Origin of the sequence: Duganella flavida, from assembly GCF_009857445.1 — a bacterium.
Classification (GTDB): domain Bacteria; phylum Pseudomonadota; class Gammaproteobacteria; order Burkholderiales; family Burkholderiaceae_D; genus Rugamonas; species Rugamonas flavida.
The window spans coordinates 99197-114987 of sequence record NZ_WWCN01000005.1; the positions used below are offsets into that span (position 1 = coordinate 99197).

The window sequence follows — 15791 nt, forward strand, 5'->3', positions numbered from 1 at the left end:
CACGCCGAAATCGGGCGCGAAAAGGAAAAAACCCTGTTTGACGTTGCCATCAAACAGGGTTTTTAGATTTTGGTCGGAGTACAAGGATTCGAACCTTGGACCCCCTGGTCCCAAACCAGGTGCGCTACCGGGCTGCGCTACACTCCGAAGAAGCAAGATAATACAGTCTGCCAAGCAGGTCGTCAAGTGCCCGAACAACTTCGATGCTAATATCTAAAAATCATGGGTGACGCAATTTCATTCGACGGGCCTGCCCGGTTGCGGCGTCCGGGCTTCATCGCAGGTGTTGCCATCTCGCTGGTGCTGCACGCTGTACTGCTGTTCGGCTATCGCTTGTCTAGCCCACCTGCGCAGCAGCAGCCGGCGCGGACGATGACAGTATGGCTGCAGCCGCCAATGCCGCCGAAAATCGCGGCCAGGGTCGAGCCCTCGTCCGCCAGGCCAGAACCGCAGCGCAAGCGCGAGCAGCGAGAGCGCACGCCCGCTGCCGTGGCAAAGCAGACATTGCCTCAGCCATCTTCCGAGCCGCAGGCCATCACGGTGCTGCCGCGTGATCAAGATCCGCTGTACGCGGATCAGCAAAAAAAATTCAATATGGATGATGCGCTGAAAACCGCGCGCAGCGCGGCGAAAGAGAAGGCCAAGCCCGGCACACTGACGGCACAGCTGGAATCCCATCCGCTTTACCCTGAGGACAATCAGACTCAGCTACAAAAAGGCATAGCCAGCGCCAAGAAGTATGATTGCTTGCAAGCCGGCGCAGGGGCCGGCTTGCTCGCCCCGCTGGTCTGGGCGTTGGACAAGCACTGCAAGTTTTAAGCTTTTAGCTCCAGCGCGCGGTCGTACAGGGCGTTTTTCTTGCGGCCGGTGATTTGCGCGGCCAGCCCGGCTGCCTGTTTAACAGGCAGTTCGGCCAGCAAGATAGTTAGCAGGCGGTCGGTTTCGACGTCGTTTTCCTGATCGGCCGGGGGCGCGCCTTCCAGCAGCACCACGAATTCACCTTTTTCGCGATGGGCGTCGGCCTTGATCCATGCTTCCGCCTCGGACAGCGGGCAGCGGTGGATTTCTTCGAACATTTTGGTCAGCTCGCGTGCGAACACCACCTGGCGGGTCGGCTCAAATACCGAGGCCAGAGCGCTGGCGCAATCGAGGATGCGGTGCGGCGCTTCGTAAAACACCATGGTTGCCGTCACCGCGCGCAGGGTGCCGAGGAAATTCTCGCGCTGCTTGGCCTTGGCCGGCAGGAAGCCAACAAAATAAAATTGATCATTCACCAGCCCGCTGGCCGACAAGGCTGTTACCGCCGCCGATGCGCCCGGCAGCGGCAGCACGCGCAGTCCGGCGGCGCGCACTGCATCGACAATGCGCGCGCCTGGATCGGACACGGCCGGCGTACCGGCATCCGACACCAGCGCAATGCGCTCGCCGGCTTGCAAACGGGCGATCAAGGTCTCGGCCGCCTCCCGCTCATTATGTTGATGCGCCGCAATTAACGGTTTGTGCAGGCCGAAGCGATTCATCAACGTGGCGGTATTTCGCGTGTCTTCGCATGCCACAGCATTGACCAAGCTCAAAACGTGCAGCGCGCGCAGGCTAATATCCGTCACATTGCCTATGGGAGTCGCCACGACGTACAAGGTTGCGCTAGGATAGGTCTGGTGCGCCGTTTCGCCCAAGACGGGCAGGCTGGCGATGGAACTGGATACGAGGTCGCTCATTGGGGGTAGGATGAAAAGTGTGAGGTTGACGCTGCTGTGCATGGCTGCCGCAGTGCTGAGTGCATGCAGCACGCCGTTTTGCGACGCGCCGGGAGGATTGTGCTCGCCCCAGCCCGCAAAAACAAGCCTTCCGCCGCCGCCGGTCGCACCGAGACCGCTGCCTATGCCCCTGCCCAAGCCGCCGCCAGAGCCGACGCCGCCTCCGGCCGAGGTGTTTGCCGTCACCATGCCCGGCGCCACGCCCGAGGACCGCAGCCAGATGGCGCCGCGCGCCGAACCGCCGGCCATCGTCCGCACGGTCGATGACAACGCTTTGCCATCCAACACCCCGATCCGCATCGGCCTGCTGCTGCCGCTGCGCTCGGAAACGCTGGGCACGGCCTCGGATGCGGTGCGCGCCGGCTTCATGGCCGCATGGGAACGCGACCGCGACAACATCACCGTCACCGTGCTGGAAACCGGCGACGTGCCGCAAGATATACTCGCCGCCTATGCCCGCGCACTGCTGAACCAGGACCTGGTGGTCGGCCCGCTGTCACGCGCGGCGGTAGCCACGGTGGCTGCCAGCCCGCTGGTCAGCAAGCCCACCATCGCCCTGAATTATCCGGAAGGCTACGGCCAGCCGGGCGCCGGACCGCTGCCGCCGCATATGGTGTCGATTGGCCTGTCGATCGAGGAAGAAGCCCGCCAAGCCGCCCAGTGGGCCGCCGCCGAGCAGCCAGAAGGCGCGGCGCTGGTACTGACCACCAGTTCGCCGTGGCAGCGCCGTGTCGCCAACGCCTTTGCCGCCCAGTGGCAAAAGCTGGGCCGCCCGGTGCGCACGGTTGAACTCAGCGCCCCGGACGGCTACCTGAGCGATCCGGAACTGGTGCAGCTGCGCGCCAGCCTGCGCCAGAACCTGCCAGCGCTGCTGTTCTCGGCCATGGGCGCCGACCAGACTCGCCAACTGCGCCTGGCGCTGGCCAGCGTGATGACCAGCGAGCCAACCAATCCAACCTTCAGCACTGCCGACGCACTGCCGCCGGCCGCGCCGACGCCAACCGAGCAATTCAGCAGCCTGCCAATCTACGGCACCTCAGCCCTGAACCCTGGCCGCGTCAACAATTTCCCGACGCAGGACCTGGACGGCGTGCGCCTGCTGGACTTGCCGTGGCAGGTGCAGCGCGACCATCCGGCGGTGATGGTTTATCCGCGTCCGCTGCAAACCGGGGTCGGCAGCGCCGACATGGCCCGTTTGTACGCGCTCGGCATCGACGCCTACCGCGTGGCGCGCGAGATCGGCCGCCATCCGGTCGGCCGCTTCCACCTGGATGGCGTCACCGGCAAGCTGACCATCGACTTCGGCCAGGGCCCTGCCCAGTTCGAGCGCATCGAGCAATCGGCCGTCTACCAGAACGGCGCACCCGCGCCGCTGAACCCATGAGGCAGCCATGCCGCGCACTCCACAGCAGCGGCTGGGCAAACAGGGCGAGGACCGGGCGCTGGCCCACCTCCACGCCCAGGGCCTGACGCTGCTGGAGCGCAATTTCCTGTGCAAGGCCGGTGAAATCGACCTGATCATGCTTGAAGGCCCGACGCTGGTGTTCGTGGAAGTGCGCCGGCGCGGCAGCGCCAAATTCGGCGGCGCGGTCTACAGCGTCACGCCGGCCAAGCAGCAGCGCCTGCTGCGGGCGGCGCAATATTATCTTTTACGCCACAAAATACCACCGCCGTGCCGCTTCGACCTGGTCGCCATCGACGAAGAAAAGTTATCCTGGATACAAAACGTGCTGGAGATGTAAGCATTTTTAACAGCGCTTGTCCGGTCAACAGGACGACTGCACTATAATCAGCACACTATGAATAATCAACGCATCCTCTCGCACTTCCACGAAAGTGCCGAACTCAAAATCCAATCCGCCACCGTCCTCGCCCCGCACATTGCGCAGGCGATTGAGATGATGTTCTCGGCGCTGTCCAACGGCAACAAGATCCTGGTGTGCGGCAATGGCGGTTCGGCCGCCGACGCCCAGCACTTTGCGGCTGAGCTAGTGGGCCGTTTCGAGCGTGAGCGCTTCCCGCTGCCAGCCATCGCCCTGACCACCGACACCTCGATCCTGACGGCCGTGGCCAACGATTACAGCTACCGCGAGATCTTCTCCAAGCAGGTGCAAGCGTTCGGCCAGGCCGGCGACATCCTGCTGGCGTTCTCGACCTCGGGTAACTCGGGCAACGTGATGGCGGCGATTGAAGCGGCGCTGGAGCGCGAGATGCGCGTCGTGGCCCTGACCGGCAAAGGCGGCGGCGCCATCGGCAAGATGCTGACCGACGCTGATGTCCATATTTGCGTGCCGCACGACCGTACCGCACGTATTCAAGAAGTCCATTTGGTAACCATCCATTGCATTTGCGACGGCATCGACGTCGCCCTGTTCGGAGGAGATGTGAATGAGTAATTCCAGCGCTATCTGGAAAAAGGTACAACGTCCGCTGGCCATGAGCGTGCTGTGCGGCGCCATGCTGGCATCCTTGTCGGGCTGCGTCGCGCTGGTTGCGGGCGGTGCGATTTCCGGTACGCTGGCGGCTTCCGACCGCCGCACCTTCGGCGCGCAGACGGAAGACCGCGCGATCGAAGTCAAGGGCGCAGTCAAGGTCAACAACGTGGGCGGCAGCGCTGCGCACGTCAACATCAATGCCTTCAATCGCCGCGCCCTGCTGACCGGCGAAGTGCGTGATGAAGCCATGAAAGCGCAGATCGACCGCGAAATCCGCGGCATCGAAGGCGTGATCGATGTGATCAACGAGCTGGAAATCGCCGGCCCGTCGAGCTACACCTCGCGTTCCAGCGACACCATCATCACGACTAAAGTGAAGGCTAGCCTGGTCGATGCGAAAGATATCTCGGCCAACTCGTATCAAGTGGTGACCGAGCGCGGTGTGGTCTACTTGCAGGGCCGTGTGACCCAGCGTGAAGGCCAGATCGGTTCCGACATTGCACGCGGCGTCAGCGGCGTGACCAAGGTGGTGAAGGTGTTTGAGTACATCACCGAGGACGAGTGGAAGACTTACCAGCCTAAACCAGCCAACACCAATACGCAGAGCACCCAATGAGCGACTCCTCGCGCGCCTGGATCAAACCGGTAATCGCTGCCGTGGCGATTGCCGCCATCGGCTTTGGCGGCTACACCGCACTGGCCAAGCGCGAGGTTGCGCCTGAGCTGACCTTCCTCAGCATCAAGGGCGAGAAAATCACGCCTGATACGCTCAAAGGCAAGGTGGTAATGGTGAATTTCTGGGCCACCTCGTGCACCACCTGCGTGGCCGAGATGCCCAAGATGGTCGACACCTACAACAAGTTCAAAGGCCAGGGCCTGGAGTTCGTGGCCGTGGCGATGAACTACGATCCGGCCAACTACGTCATCAACTACGCGGAAACGCGCCAGCTGCCGTTCAAGGTCGTGCTGGATGCGGACGGCTCGGCCGCCAAGGCCTACGGCAATGTGTCGATGACGCCGACTACCTTCGTGATCGGCAAGGACGGCAAAATCCTCAAGCGCTATCTGGGCGAACCGGACTTCCCGGCGCTGCACCAGCTGCTGGCGGAGTCGCTCAAAGGCTGATTTTCCTATCCTTGGCACGCGGTTTGCATGGCTAAAAGCTCTCCTCAACTACCAGGAAAGCCGCCATGGACCGCCACCAAGTCACGCAAAAAATCATCTCCGCCAAGGTAGCGAAGCAGCTGCGCTGGGCCGATCTCGCCACGCACTTCGCCCAGAGCAAGGAATGGACGACCGCCGCGCTGCTCGGCCAGATGACCTTCAACCGCGAACAAGCCGACAAGGCGCAACAACTGTTCGACCTCACCGATGAAGAAGCCGCATGGCTGCAGATCGTGCCCTACAAAGGCTCGCTGGCCAGCGCCGTGCCGACCGATCCGCTGATCTACCGCTGGTACGAAATCGTCAGCGTGTACGGCACCACCATCAAGGAACTGATCCACGAGGAATTCGGCGACGGCATCATGAGTGCGATCGACTTCTCAATGGATATCCAGCGAGAAGCCGATCCCAAGGGCGACCGCGTGCAGGTGGTCCTGAGCGGCAAATTCCTGCCCTACAAATCCTACTAGAAGCCCGCCTGCAGCGACAGGTACAAACCCTTCTGCTTCTTCGGATTGAAGATGGTGATGTCGCCGAGGTTGGCGTACGCCGCCGTCACTGAGACATTCCGCGTCGGGAACCAGGCGAGGAAGGCGTCGTAGTACGCCTTCTCGTCGTCCACGCCGAGGTTGTGCGGCTTGAAGCGATACTCGGCGCCCAGCGCCAGCTTGCGGGTGATGAGATACGCGGCCGAGAACTCCGGCTTCAGGCGCGTGTCGTCACTCTTGTCACCGCCGAAGCCGAGGATGCCCATCTGGTTGGCGCGGGTGGCGCGCAGCGTGGCGTTCAGCAGCAAGCTGTATTCGAGATAGATCTTGGTGGCCGAGACGTAGTAGTCATAGCCGCTATCGTCCTTGGCGCCCAGCTGCTTGACGTTGGTCACGCCCAGCCCCTCCAGCCCGCGTACGCCCTTGTTCTTCTTGTACATCACGCCCACCGCAACCTGCGGCAGCCACGAGTCCTGGTCGTACACCGCATCGCCCAGCACCTTGTACTTGAGGCCGACGATATCCTGCTTGATGTTCAGCTTATCGAGCGGCGCCAGGCTGCCGGTAAATTCCTGGTTGGCGAATGACAGTTCCAGACGGTCCTGGATACCGACCGCCACGCCGTAGGTCTTCAGCTTATAGTCCTGGGTGCTGACCTGGGTATAGTGCGCATTCGCGCCCCAGCTGTCGCGCGAGCCGTAGCCGCTGATCAGCGCCCACGGCGTAATGCCGCCGCCGCCCGCACCTTCCACTTGCGACACGCCGCCGGTAGCCAGCAGCTTACCCATGTCCTGTGCGCCTACGCCGCCGCATGCGCAGACAGCCAGCAATGCTGGAATCAGTTTTTTCATTGTTGTACTCCCACCCGGATTATTTGGTCACGATATCGCGCTGCATCGGCGCCAGTTTGGCGACCAGCTTGTTCGATACGCTGCTCGGCACATTGTGCTGTTCCATCGCGATCTGCAAGTCTTCGGCCAGCGCGTTGAACATGGCGTTGGTGATCTGCAGGTCCTGATGCACCGTCTTCATATCGCGCACCGGGCCGACGCCTTCCATCGCCTTGTCGTGATATTTGCCGGTGTATTTGCACGGACCGCCAGCGAACTCGCAGAACTGCTCTTGCAGGCGCACGTTCAGTTGCGGAATGTCGAAGTCGGTGAAGCTGTCCTTGATGCGCGGATCGGTGGTGATCAGCGTGACGAAGGTATCGACGATCTTCTTGATACCTTCCTTGCCGCCCAAGCCCTGGTAGGTGGAGTCCTCGGTATAAGGCGTTTGCGCCATTGCCAGCGACGAGGCCAGCAGCAGGCCGATAGCGGCCATTCGGGAGCGTTTAATCATATTTCATCCTCATCAGTGGTCTGGCTACCGCCAATTTATCAGTTATTTTTAGGATACAAAACCATTTGTGTGCAGCGGAACAACGCTATTGTTTTACCAGTATCTTTATTGATAACGGTGGCATCCCACACCTGCGTGGTGCGGCCGAGATGGACGGCGGTGGCAGTCGCCACCACCGTGCCTTCGCGCGCGGTACCGAGGTGATTGGATTTCAACTCGATGGTGGTGAAGTTCTGCGCGCCATCCGGCAAGTGCGAGAAGCAGGCGTAGCCGCAGGCAGTATCGGCCAGTGTGACCACGCTGCCCGCGTGCAGGAAGCCGTTCGGCGCCAGATGATTTTTCGTGACGGTGAATTCCGCCACGATCTCGTTTTCCTTCACCGAGGTGATGACGATGCCGAGATGATCCGGCAGCGTGCCCTTGCCGAAGTTGTTGAAATAATCGACATTAAATTTTTCTGCATCCATCGTATTCTCTTTTCGTTACATGACGCGAACCCAGGCGCCCTTGTACAGGATAGGGCCGGTCGGTCCATTCGGATTTGGCGAACCGCCTTTCGGTTCCAGCGATACGGCCAGCAGCGCGACATCGTCGCCAACAGCGTTGCTGCCCAGCGCCAGCTTGACCTCGCCTTTATCAGCCAACAGGCCCAGCGAGCGTGGATTGCCTTGCTTCGGCACGGCCCACAGTTGCAGCGTCTTGTCGCTGGCCACCGGTGCGTTGCCAACCAGGCGCACAGTCAGCGCTTTGTGCTGGGTGTCGCCGGTCAGCAGCAGGGCGGTTTGCGATTTTTCGTCAGTCAGCGTGGCGACGTAATCAAGCTGCGGCTGGTCCAGCACGCGCAGGCCGATAACCACTACCAGCAGGGCCGCCATTGCGGTCGAGACGAGACCCAGCCCGCGCCAGAAGTTCAGCGAGTCCAGCCACGATGCGCGCGCAGGCCGCAGGTTCAAGCGCCGTTCGATATTGCCCCAGACTTGCTTGCGCGGTGACTGCGCGCTGGAGAATTCCGCCATCGGCACCAGCCGGTCCTGCCATTCGGCGGTGAGCATGCGCAGCGCGGCGTCGTTGTGCAGATAGCCTTCGAAGCGGCGGCGCGCGCCGCCCTTCAGCGTGCCGAGCACATACTCGGCGGCCAGTTTGTCGCGCAGGGGAGCGTTGTCGCGGATGTTCATGCGCGGTCTCCTTTCGCCAGGCAGGTTTTCAGGCGTTCAAGGCTACGGCGTATCCATGTCTTGACGGTGCCGATTGGCAGCGACATCTGCTGCGCCACCTCACTGTGCGACAAGTCGTGGAAGAAGGCCAGCCCCAGCACTTGGCGATGCAGTCCTTCCAGCGCGGACATGCAATAGGCCAGGGCCTTGGCGTCGCGGCTCATGGTCAACGCCTCGATCGGCGTAGCAGCAGGGTCGTGTAGTGCGTTCATGACTTCGGCGTCAAACTGGTCTCCATCGATTTCGGCAGCATCATCGGTACGGCGTAGCAAATCGAAAGCCTTGTTGCGCACGATGGTGGTCATCCACGTCATCGGTGCGGCCAAATGGCTTTGATAGCTGCCGGCGTTGTGCCAGATCGCGACGAAACTTTCTTGCAGCACCTCTTCGGCCAGTTCGCGCTTAACCAATATACGCAGCGCGAAGCCAAACAGTTTCGCTGAGGTCGCATCATAAAGAGAACGGAAGGCGGAAGCGTCGCGCTGGGCAGCGCCTTGCAGCCAGATGCGGAGTTGCTGCGGATCGAGGGTGTGAGTGTCGGACACTGCTTGCCTTATTAGTAATGGATGTTAAACCTCTCAAGCGTAGGCAAATTATCACATTACCGTTCCAGCACAAAAAGAAAAATGAATCCGTTGCTACTGTCCGCGCGTATATCGCTGTCAATGTGATGCAATCGACAAGGTCTATCCATGCGTACCGTACCGTTGACACTACTGCTGCTGGCCGCGCACGGCGCTGTCGCGGCCAGCGAAGGCGAAGGCGACGCCGCGCTGGCCAGCGTAACGGTGATGGGCCACTACGACAATGCCATCGGCACCAGCGACGCCGCCAGCCAGGGCACGGTGACCGCCAGCCTGATCGCCAACCGCCCGGCGCTGCGTACCGGCGAACTGCTGGAATTCGTACCCGGCATGATCGTCACCCAGCACAGCGGCGACGGCAAGGCCAATCAGTACTTCCTGCGCGGTTTCAACCTCGACCACGGCACCGATTTCGCCACTTGGGTGGACGGCGTGCCGGTCAATATGCGCAGCAACGCCCACGGCCAGGGCTATTCCGATCTCAACTTCCTGATCCCGGAACTGGTGCAGCGCATCGACTATAAAAAAGGCAGCTACTTTGCCGACGAGGGCGATTTTTCCGCCGCCGGCGCCGCCCACTTCCGGCTCAGCGACCGGCTCAAACAAGGCCTCGCCAGCCTGACCATCGGCAGCTATGGCTACCAGCGCGGCGTGGTTGCCGATTCGTTTGCGGCTGCCGATGGCACGCTGCTGTACGGACTGGAACTCAGCCGCAACGATGGGCCGTGGCAAACGCCGGAACAGGTGCGCAAACTCAGCGCCACGTTGCGCTACAGCCACGGCGACGCGCAGGACGGCTACAGCCTGACCGCGATGGTCTACCGCAACCACTGGAACGCCACCGACCAGGTGCCGCTGCGCGCGGTGCAGTCGGGCCTGATCGACCGCTACGGCAGCATCGATCCCAGTGACGGCGGCGATACCGCGCGTACCAGCCTGGCGTGGAACTGGCGCCGCCGCGACGGCGATCGTGTGACCGAAGCCTCAGCCTACTTGCTGCATTCCAGCCTAGACTTGTACAGCAACTTCACTTACTGGCTCAACGATCCGGTCCACGGTGACCAGTTCCAGCAAAGCGAGCGCCGCACTGTGGGCGGCGGCAGCGCCAGCCAAACCTGGCTCAGCAAGCTCGGCGGCGTCGACATGCGCAACAAGCTGGGCCTGCAAACGCGCTACGACCACATCGCCCCTATCGGCCTGTACGCCACCGAAGCGCGCCAGCGCCTCAGCACCGTGCGCGAAGACCGCGTCGATGAAGCCAGCATCGGGCTGTATGGCGAAAACACCAGTTACTGGACGCCGTCTTTCCGCAGCATTGCCGGCCTGCGTTACGACACCTACCGCTTCAAAGTCAACGATGAGCGCGCCAACGCGCACAAGTTCTCACCCAAGCTGTCGCTGATTTTCGGCCCATGGCGCGACACCGAATACTTCATCAACTACGGCGCCGGCTTACACAGCAACGATGCGCGCGGCGTAACCGGGCCAGACCCAGCGCCACCGCTGGTGGCCACGCGCGGCGCCGAGCTCGGTGTGCGCAGCCAATGGCTGCCCGGCCTGCAAAGTTCGCTGGCACTGTGGCGGCTCGATATCGATTCCGAACTGGTGTACGCCGGCGACAGCGGCCAGACCGAAGCCAGCCGCGCCAGCCGCCGCAGCGGCATTGAATGGAGCAACCACTACATCGCGGCGCCCGGGCTGCTGTTCGATCTCGACTTGTCGGCCTCTCTCGCGCGCTACCGCGACAGCAATCCAATCGGTAACGACGTGCCGGAGGCGCTCAATAAAGTGGCTTCGTTTGGCGTCACCGTCACCGATCTGGGCCGCTGGTTTGGCGGGCTGGAGCTGCGCTATTTCGGCCAGCGTCCGTTGGTGGAAGACAACAGCGTGCGCTCGGCATCCACCACGCTGGCGTATGGCCGCATCGGCTACCAGCTGAACCGCAACACCAAGCTCACACTCGACGGCTTCAACCTGTTCAACCGCCGCGCCAGCGATATCGACTACTACTACAGCTCGCGCCTGAAAGACGAGCCGGCCGATGGCGTCAACGATGTGCATTTTCATCCGGTCGAGCCGCGCACGCTGCGCCTGACGCTGACGCACAGCTTCTAAAAAATAAAAATTATTTAATTTGAATCTGACGCATCACGCACCGCGTATATCAGCCTTGCAGTACCCGCAGAAGGTCAACTCATTCGGAGGAAGCGAGATGCAAACCATGATTAACCACGTACTACGCCTTGCTGTTATAGGCACTCTGGCCGGCGCCTGCTTGCCGGCAGCACTGGCGTCCAGCCACCGCGAAGCGCCGTTCATCACACAAAACCCCAAGGTCGACGGTGCCGATTTCTATATGTTCCGCAGTTACGAAGCGGGCCGCGCCAACTTCGTCACCCTGATTGCTGACTATGTGCCGCTGCAAGATGCCTACGGCGGCCCAAACTATTTTGCGATGGATCCCAATGCGCTGTACGAGATCCACATCGATAACAACGGCGATGCCAAAGAAGACCTGACATTCCAGTTCCGCTTTACCAATACCAATAAAGACACCAAGCTGACCGTGGGCGGCAAGCAAGTATCAATACCGCTGGTCATCAATGGCGGCGCCATCGCCGCCCCCAATGCCGCCGGCGCCAACGTGCGCGAAACCTACACCATCAGCGTGGTGCGCGGCGACCGCCGCACTGGCGCCAAGTCCACCGTCACCAATGCGGCCGATGGCAGCACCACCTTCGACAAGCCGCTCGACAACATCGGCAACAAGTCGATACCGAACTACGCTGCTTACGCTGCGGCCCACGTCTACAACGTCAATATTCCGGGCTGCGCCACGCCAGCGCGGGTATTCGTCGGCCAGCGCAAAGATCCGTTTGTCGTCAACCTGGGCGAAACGTTTGACCTGGTGAACATCAAGGCGCCAGCCACCGAATTTGCCGCCAATGCCGAGAAGGCCGCGCAGGATGACCTGGCTGACAAAAACGTCACGGCCATCGAAATGGAAGTCGCGGCCTCCTGCCTGACTGCCGCCGGCAGCACCGATCCGGTGATCGGCGGTTGGACCACCGCCAGCGTGCGCCAGGCCCGCTTGCTGAACCCAACACCAAACAGCAGCACGCCATCGAAAGAAGGCGGCGCGTGGACCCAGGTATCGCGCCTCGGCATGCCACTGGTGAACGAAGTAGTGATCGGCCTGAAGGACAAGGACACCTTCAACGCCAGCAAGCCTTCCGGCGATGCCCAGTTTGCCACCTACGTGACCAATCCAACGCTGCCAGCGCTGATTGAAATCCTGTACGGCAGCGCCGGTGCCAAAGCGCCCACCAACTTCCCGCGCAATGATCTGGTCGCTGCCTTCCTCACCGGCGTGAAGGGCTTGAACCAGCCTGCCACTGTGACCGCGTCCGAAATGCTGCGCCTGAATACCACTACGCCAGCGGTCGCCATGGGCAAGCAGAATCGCCTCGGCGTGATTGGCGGCGATAATGCCGGCTTCCCGAACGGCCGCCGTCCAGGCGACGACGTGGTCGATATCGCCTTGCGCGTGGTGATGGGTAACCTATGCACCCTGAACCTGGGCTGCGCGCCCGCTGACGCACCAGCCGGCGGCCTGCACTTCACCGATGGCGCCTACCTGGACGACAGCTTCTTCACTGCGGCCTTCCCGTATCTGAAAACCCCACTGCCGGGTTCGCCACAAAGCGGCGCCACGGCGCAAGCCCTGCGGAGGGCGCCATGAGTCATCTACGCTTGACGCTGGGTCTGAGCGCCTTGCTGGCCTTGAGTGCATGCGGCGGCAGCGACCATGTCGACACCTCCGCGCCACCCACCACGACCACGCCGCCGGTCTCCATGACGGACGCATTTTTCAGCGCCGTACTGGCCATCATCGGCGACGGCAGTGAAACCTCGACTGAGCCGCAGGCAAGCGACTCAGTCGTAGCCACCGCGCCCGACGATACCGAGCCGGTGATCCTGAAGTAAGTACACGGCGGGCGCTATCACGCCCGCCGCTTTGGGGAGCTCATCATGTACAAATTGATCTTCGTGCTGGCCTGCTGCTGCGCCACCGCCGTGCAGGCCGCACCTTATCTACCAGCCAGTGGCCAGCAGGTGCTGGAAGCCGTGCCACGCCGTGGCGATCCATTACAGCAGGAATTGCGCCGCTTGCGCAGCCAGCTGAACGCCAACCCGAACGATGCCGCGCTGGCCGCGACAGTGGCGCGCCGCTACATCGCGCTGGGCCGCAGTGAAACCGATCCGCGCTACCTCGGCTATGCGCAGGCGGCACTGGCACCATGGTGGCAGCAAACAGCGCCACCACCGGAAATACGGCTGCTGCGTGCCACGCTGCTGCAAAGCACGCACCAGTTCACACCAGCATTGGCCGACCTGAAAGCGGTGCTGGCCGCCGATCCGCACAATACGCAAGCATGGCTGACGCAAGCGACCGTGCAAACGGTGCAGGGTGATTATGCCGCTGCCACGGCCAGCTGCGCTCACGTGTCCAGTTTGTCGATCGAGCTGGTGGCCATTACTTGCATTGCCAATGTCGGTGCGTTGACCGGCAAAGCCGAGCGCAGTGAACAGCTGCTCGACCTGACGCTGGTGCGCAGCCCCAATGCTCCGCCTGAATTACAAGCGTGGGCGCTGACGCTGCTGGCGGAAATGGCGCAGCGGCGCGGCGATAGTGCAGCGGCCGAAACACGCTTCCGCCAGGCGCTGGTACTGAGTCCGCGCGACAGCTACCTGCTAGGCGCGTATGCCGACTTCCTGCTGGAACAAGGCCGCAGCGCCGACGTGCTGGCACTGCTGCGCAATCAGGAACGCATCGACGCGCTGCTGCTGCGCCGCGCACTGGCGCTACAGCAGTCCGGCCAGCAGGCCGCAGCGCAAGCCGACGTGAAAGAACTGGCGGCACGTTTCGACGCCGCCGCACAGCGCGGCGACACCGTGCACCAGCGCGAGCAAGCGCGCTTTGAACTGCTGCTGCACCGTGACAGCAACGCCGCACTGGCGCTGGCGCGCAAGAATTGGGCGGTGCAAAAAGAGCCGGCCGATATCCGCATCTATCTTGAGGCAGCGGCGCAGGCGCATGACGCCGGCGCCGCCAAACCGGTCATCGACTGGATCGCCGCGCACCGCACTGAAGATTTGGTGGCGACGCGTTTGATGCGCCAACTGCGGGCAGGCATATGATGAAACGGCTATTCCTGATGTTGCTGCTGTGCTGTGCGATGTTGCCAGCCCAAGCGCATAAACCCAGCGACAGCTATCTGTCGCTCGACGTCCAACAGCAGCGCGTCAGCGGCCAGTGGGATATCGCGCTGCGCGACCTCGACTACGCCATCGGCCTCGACCAGAATGGCGATGGCCAGCTGACCTGGGATGAAATCCGCACGCGCCACGCCGCCATTGCAGCGTATGCACTGGAGCGCCTGCACATCGCGGCCGAAGGCAGCGCCTGCCGCATCACGCCCGGTGAGCAGCTGATCGATCACCACACTGATGGCGCGTACAACGTGCTGCGTTTCGAGGCGATGTGCGCAGCGCCGGTCTCCACACTCGTGGTCAGCTACCACCTGTTTGCCGATCTCGATCCGCAGCACAAAGGCTTGCTACGCTTGACGCACCAAGGCAAAACCTCCACCGCCATCTTCGACCCGGCGCATGCTGAGCAGCACCTGTCGCTGACGGCGCCGGACCGGTTGCAGCAGTTCACGGCCTACGTGAAGGACGGCGTGTGGCATATCTGGATCGGCTACGACCACATCCTGTTCCTGCTGTCGCTGCTGCTGCCTGCGGTACTGCTGGCCGCGCCGGCTGACAACCTGCGCGGCGCTTTTATCGATGTGCTGAAAGTGGTGACTGCATTCACGCTGGCGCATTCACTGACGCTGACATTGGCCAGCTTGTCGCTGGTGTCTTTGCCGTCACGGCTGGTGGAGTCGGCGATTGCGGCGTCGGTGGTGCTGGCTGCGGTGAATAACCTGTATCCGCTGTTTCGCGGCCGGCGGCCTTGGGCGGCGTTTGGCTTTGGCCTGATCCACGGCTTTGGCTTCGCTAGCGTACTGATCGATCTAGGACTGCCGCAGGGCGCGCTGCTGGCGAGCCTGTTCGGCTTCAATCTTGGTGTCGAAATTGGCCAGCTATGCATCGTCGCCGCATTCCTGCCGCTGGCGTATTGGCTGCGCCATACGTGGCTGTATCACCGGCTGCTGACTGCCGGCTCAGCCTTGATCGCGCTGATTGCGGTAGTGTGGTTCGTGGAACGCGCGTTTGATGTTCAAGCCCAGTGGATAGGGCTGTAACCGTTGGCGCTCAAATAGTCATTCGCGCGGGAAAACGGCTTGCTGCCAAAGAAGCCTTTGTGCGCAGAGAAGGGCGATGGGTGCGGCGATGTAAGCACCAAGTGCTTGCGGCTGTCGATCAGGGCGCGCTTGGCGATGGCATAGCTGCCCCACAGGATGAACACGATCTTCTCACGCTGCTGTGAGAGGGCGCGGATGGCGCTGTCGGTGAAAGTCTCCCAGCCCTGGTTGGCATGCGAGCCGGCTTCCCGCGCGCGCACGGTGAGCACGCTGTTGAGCAGGAACACGCCTTGTTGGGCCCAGTCGCTGAGATCGGTGTGACGGCGGTCGAGACCAAGGTCGCTATGCAGTTCCTGGAAAATGTTTTGCAGGCCGGGCAGCCTGCGCGGTCGCATACTCGTTGCGTACGAACGAAGTCAGGGATTCCCAGTACGGCTGCTCAAACTCCTGCTGCAGCTGCTGCTTCCACGATTCCTCGATGCGTACACTCA

At 62.0% G+C, this 15791-nt stretch carries 19 protein-coding genes and 1 tRNA gene; 12 read left to right on the top strand and 8 right to left on the bottom strand.

Annotated elements, in window-relative coordinates:
- Positions 1 to 70 precede the first annotated feature (70 nt).
- Positions 71 to 147: transfer RNA gene (locus GTP46_RS09225), tRNA-Pro, on the bottom strand.
- Positions 148 to 222: 75 nt separating this feature from the next.
- Here GTP46_RS09225 and GTP46_RS09230 point away from each other — a divergent pair.
- Positions 223 to 819 (top strand): hypothetical protein, encoded by a 597-nt coding sequence (locus GTP46_RS09230; protein WP_161006341.1) that lies wholly within the window; start codon positions 223 to 225, stop codon positions 817 to 819.
- On the opposite strand, the gene rsmI is transcribed toward GTP46_RS09230, so the two are convergent.
- Positions 816 to 1718: a 16S rRNA (cytidine(1402)-2'-O)-methyltransferase gene (gene rsmI / locus GTP46_RS09235; protein WP_161006342.1), complete on the bottom strand. Its 903-nt coding sequence runs from the start codon at positions 1716 to 1718 to the stop codon at positions 816 to 818. The two genes, GTP46_RS09230 and rsmI, sit on opposite strands and share 4 nt — an antisense overlap.
- A gap of 163 nt (positions 1719 to 1881) precedes the next feature.
- On the opposite strand from rsmI, the gene GTP46_RS09240 reads away from it, so the two are divergent.
- The 6 genes from GTP46_RS09240 to cynS all read left to right on the top strand — a co-directional run bounded on the left by GTP46_RS09240 (position 1882) and on the right by cynS (position 5826).
- The gene (locus GTP46_RS09240; RefSeq protein ID WP_229258869.1) at positions 1882 to 3141 is read left to right on the top strand and encodes a penicillin-binding protein activator; all 1260 of its coding nucleotides are present in this window, start codon (positions 1882 to 1884) and stop codon (positions 3139 to 3141) included.
- A gap of 7 nt (positions 3142 to 3148) precedes the next feature.
- The gene (locus GTP46_RS09245; RefSeq protein WP_161006344.1) at positions 3149 to 3499 is read left to right on the top strand and encodes a YraN family protein; all 351 of its coding nucleotides are present in this window, start codon (positions 3149 to 3151) and stop codon (positions 3497 to 3499) included.
- A 57-nt stretch (positions 3500 to 3556) separates the two neighbouring features.
- Complete coding sequence (locus GTP46_RS09250; protein ID WP_161006345.1) at positions 3557 to 4153, top strand: phosphoheptose isomerase; 597 nt, start codon at positions 3557 to 3559, stop codon at positions 4151 to 4153.
- Positions 4146 to 4808, top strand: coding sequence for a BON domain-containing protein (locus GTP46_RS09255; protein ID WP_161006346.1), 663 nt, complete (start codon positions 4146 to 4148; stop codon positions 4806 to 4808). The genes GTP46_RS09250 and GTP46_RS09255 overlap by 8 nt, the downstream gene beginning before the upstream one ends.
- On the top strand, positions 4805 to 5317 hold the full coding sequence (locus tag GTP46_RS09260; protein ID WP_161006347.1) for a peroxiredoxin family protein: 513 nt from the start codon (positions 4805 to 4807) through the stop codon (positions 5315 to 5317). Before GTP46_RS09255 ends, GTP46_RS09260 begins: the two co-directional genes overlap by 4 nt.
- Before the next feature lie 65 nt (positions 5318 to 5382).
- On the top strand, positions 5383 to 5826 hold the full coding sequence (cynS, locus tag GTP46_RS09265; RefSeq protein WP_161006348.1) for a cyanase: 444 nt from the start codon (positions 5383 to 5385) through the stop codon (positions 5824 to 5826).
- Here cynS and GTP46_RS09270 read toward each other — a convergent pair.
- The 5 genes from GTP46_RS09270 to GTP46_RS09290 are packed head-to-tail and all read right to left on the bottom strand — an operon-like array spanning position 5823 to position 8947.
- Complete coding sequence (locus tag GTP46_RS09270; protein ID WP_161006349.1) at positions 5823 to 6695, bottom strand: DUF3034 family protein; 873 nt, start codon at positions 6693 to 6695, stop codon at positions 5823 to 5825. The two genes, cynS and GTP46_RS09270, sit on opposite strands and share 4 nt — an antisense overlap.
- Positions 6696 to 6714: 19 nt before the next feature.
- The gene (locus GTP46_RS09275) at positions 6715 to 7188 is read right to left on the bottom strand and encodes a group I truncated hemoglobin (RefSeq protein WP_161006350.1); all 474 of its coding nucleotides are present in this window, start codon (positions 7186 to 7188) and stop codon (positions 6715 to 6717) included.
- Between the two features lie 38 nt (positions 7189 to 7226).
- Positions 7227 to 7655, bottom strand: coding sequence for a PaaI family thioesterase (locus GTP46_RS09280; protein WP_161006351.1), 429 nt, complete (start codon positions 7653 to 7655; stop codon positions 7227 to 7229).
- Between the two features lie 15 nt (positions 7656 to 7670).
- On the bottom strand, positions 7671 to 8363 hold the full coding sequence (locus GTP46_RS09285) for an anti-sigma factor (protein WP_161006352.1): 693 nt from the start codon (positions 8361 to 8363) through the stop codon (positions 7671 to 7673).
- Positions 8360 to 8947, bottom strand: a complete 588-nt coding sequence (locus GTP46_RS09290; RefSeq protein ID WP_161006353.1) for a sigma-70 family RNA polymerase sigma factor — start codon at positions 8945 to 8947, stop codon at positions 8360 to 8362. The genes GTP46_RS09285 and GTP46_RS09290 overlap by 4 nt, the downstream gene beginning before the upstream one ends.
- A gap of 147 nt (positions 8948 to 9094) precedes the next feature.
- Between GTP46_RS09290 and GTP46_RS09295 the strand changes: the two genes are divergently transcribed.
- The 5 genes from GTP46_RS09295 (at position 9095) to GTP46_RS09315 (ending at position 15300) form a co-directional block, all read left to right on the top strand.
- Complete coding sequence (locus GTP46_RS09295; protein ID WP_161006354.1) at positions 9095 to 11101, top strand: TonB-dependent receptor; 2007 nt, start codon at positions 9095 to 9097, stop codon at positions 11099 to 11101.
- 106 nt (positions 11102 to 11207) lie between these two features.
- Positions 11208 to 12728 (top strand): DUF4331 domain-containing protein, encoded by a 1521-nt coding sequence (locus tag GTP46_RS09300; protein ID WP_371869621.1) that lies wholly within the window; start codon positions 11208 to 11210, stop codon positions 12726 to 12728.
- Positions 12725 to 12973: a hypothetical protein gene (locus GTP46_RS09305; RefSeq protein WP_161006355.1), complete on the top strand. Its 249-nt coding sequence runs from the start codon at positions 12725 to 12727 to the stop codon at positions 12971 to 12973. Before GTP46_RS09300 ends, GTP46_RS09305 begins: the two co-directional genes overlap by 4 nt.
- A 45-nt stretch (positions 12974 to 13018) precedes the next feature.
- Complete coding sequence (locus tag GTP46_RS09310) at positions 13019 to 14188, top strand: tetratricopeptide repeat protein (protein ID WP_161006356.1); 1170 nt, start codon at positions 13019 to 13021, stop codon at positions 14186 to 14188.
- The gene (locus GTP46_RS09315; RefSeq protein ID WP_161006357.1) at positions 14185 to 15300 is read left to right on the top strand and encodes a HupE/UreJ family protein; all 1116 of its coding nucleotides are present in this window, start codon (positions 14185 to 14187) and stop codon (positions 15298 to 15300) included. The genes GTP46_RS09310 and GTP46_RS09315 overlap by 4 nt, the downstream gene beginning before the upstream one ends.
- On the opposite strand, the gene GTP46_RS09320 is transcribed toward GTP46_RS09315, so the two are convergent.
- Positions 15276 to 15695 (bottom strand): uracil-DNA glycosylase, encoded by a 420-nt coding sequence (locus GTP46_RS09320; protein ID WP_229258870.1) that lies wholly within the window; start codon positions 15693 to 15695, stop codon positions 15276 to 15278. The genes GTP46_RS09315 and GTP46_RS09320 overlap by 25 nt on opposite strands.
- Positions 15696 to 15791 lie beyond the last annotated feature (96 nt).

Excerpts from the sequence above, each read along its gene's own strand:
- GTP46_RS09285 (WP_161006352.1), bottom strand. The coding sequence starts at position 8,363 with ATGAACATCCGCGACAACGCTCCCCTGCGCGACAAACTGGCCGCCGAG.
- GTP46_RS09295 (WP_161006354.1), top strand. The coding sequence starts at position 9,095 with ATGCGTACCGTACCGTTGACACTACTGCTGCTGGCCGCGCACGGCGCT.
- GTP46_RS09250 (WP_161006345.1), top strand. The coding sequence starts at position 3,557 with ATGAATAATCAACGCATCCTCTCGCACTTCCACGAAAGTGCCGAACTC.
- GTP46_RS09320 (WP_229258870.1), bottom strand. The coding sequence starts at position 15,695 with ATGCGACCGCGCAGGCTGCCCGGCCTGCAAAACATTTTCCAGGAACTG.
- GTP46_RS09230 (WP_161006341.1), top strand. The coding sequence starts at position 223 with ATGGGTGACGCAATTTCATTCGACGGGCCTGCCCGGTTGCGGCGTCCG.
- GTP46_RS09260 (WP_161006347.1), top strand. The coding sequence starts at position 4,805 with ATGAGCGACTCCTCGCGCGCCTGGATCAAACCGGTAATCGCTGCCGTG.
- GTP46_RS09300 (WP_371869621.1), top strand. The coding sequence starts at position 11,208 with ATGATTAACCACGTACTACGCCTTGCTGTTATAGGCACTCTGGCCGGC.
- GTP46_RS09240 (WP_229258869.1), top strand. The coding sequence starts at position 1,882 with ATGCCCCTGCCCAAGCCGCCGCCAGAGCCGACGCCGCCTCCGGCCGAG.
- GTP46_RS09280 (WP_161006351.1), bottom strand. The coding sequence starts at position 7,655 with ATGGATGCAGAAAAATTTAATGTCGATTATTTCAACAACTTCGGCAAG.
- cynS (WP_161006348.1), top strand. The coding sequence starts at position 5,383 with ATGGACCGCCACCAAGTCACGCAAAAAATCATCTCCGCCAAGGTAGCG.
- GTP46_RS09270 (WP_161006349.1), bottom strand. The coding sequence starts at position 6,695 with ATGAAAAAACTGATTCCAGCATTGCTGGCTGTCTGCGCATGCGGCGGC.
- GTP46_RS09310 (WP_161006356.1), top strand. The coding sequence starts at position 13,019 with ATGTACAAATTGATCTTCGTGCTGGCCTGCTGCTGCGCCACCGCCGTG.
- GTP46_RS09255 (WP_161006346.1), top strand. The coding sequence starts at position 4,146 with ATGAGTAATTCCAGCGCTATCTGGAAAAAGGTACAACGTCCGCTGGCC.
- GTP46_RS09305 (WP_161006355.1), top strand. The coding sequence starts at position 12,725 with ATGAGTCATCTACGCTTGACGCTGGGTCTGAGCGCCTTGCTGGCCTTG.
- GTP46_RS09245 (WP_161006344.1), top strand. The coding sequence starts at position 3,149 with ATGCCGCGCACTCCACAGCAGCGGCTGGGCAAACAGGGCGAGGACCGG.
- GTP46_RS09275 (WP_161006350.1), bottom strand. The coding sequence starts at position 7,188 with ATGATTAAACGCTCCCGAATGGCCGCTATCGGCCTGCTGCTGGCCTCG.
- GTP46_RS09315 (WP_161006357.1), top strand. The coding sequence starts at position 14,185 with ATGATGAAACGGCTATTCCTGATGTTGCTGCTGTGCTGTGCGATGTTG.
- rsmI (WP_161006342.1), bottom strand. The coding sequence starts at position 1,718 with ATGAGCGACCTCGTATCCAGTTCCATCGCCAGCCTGCCCGTCTTGGGC.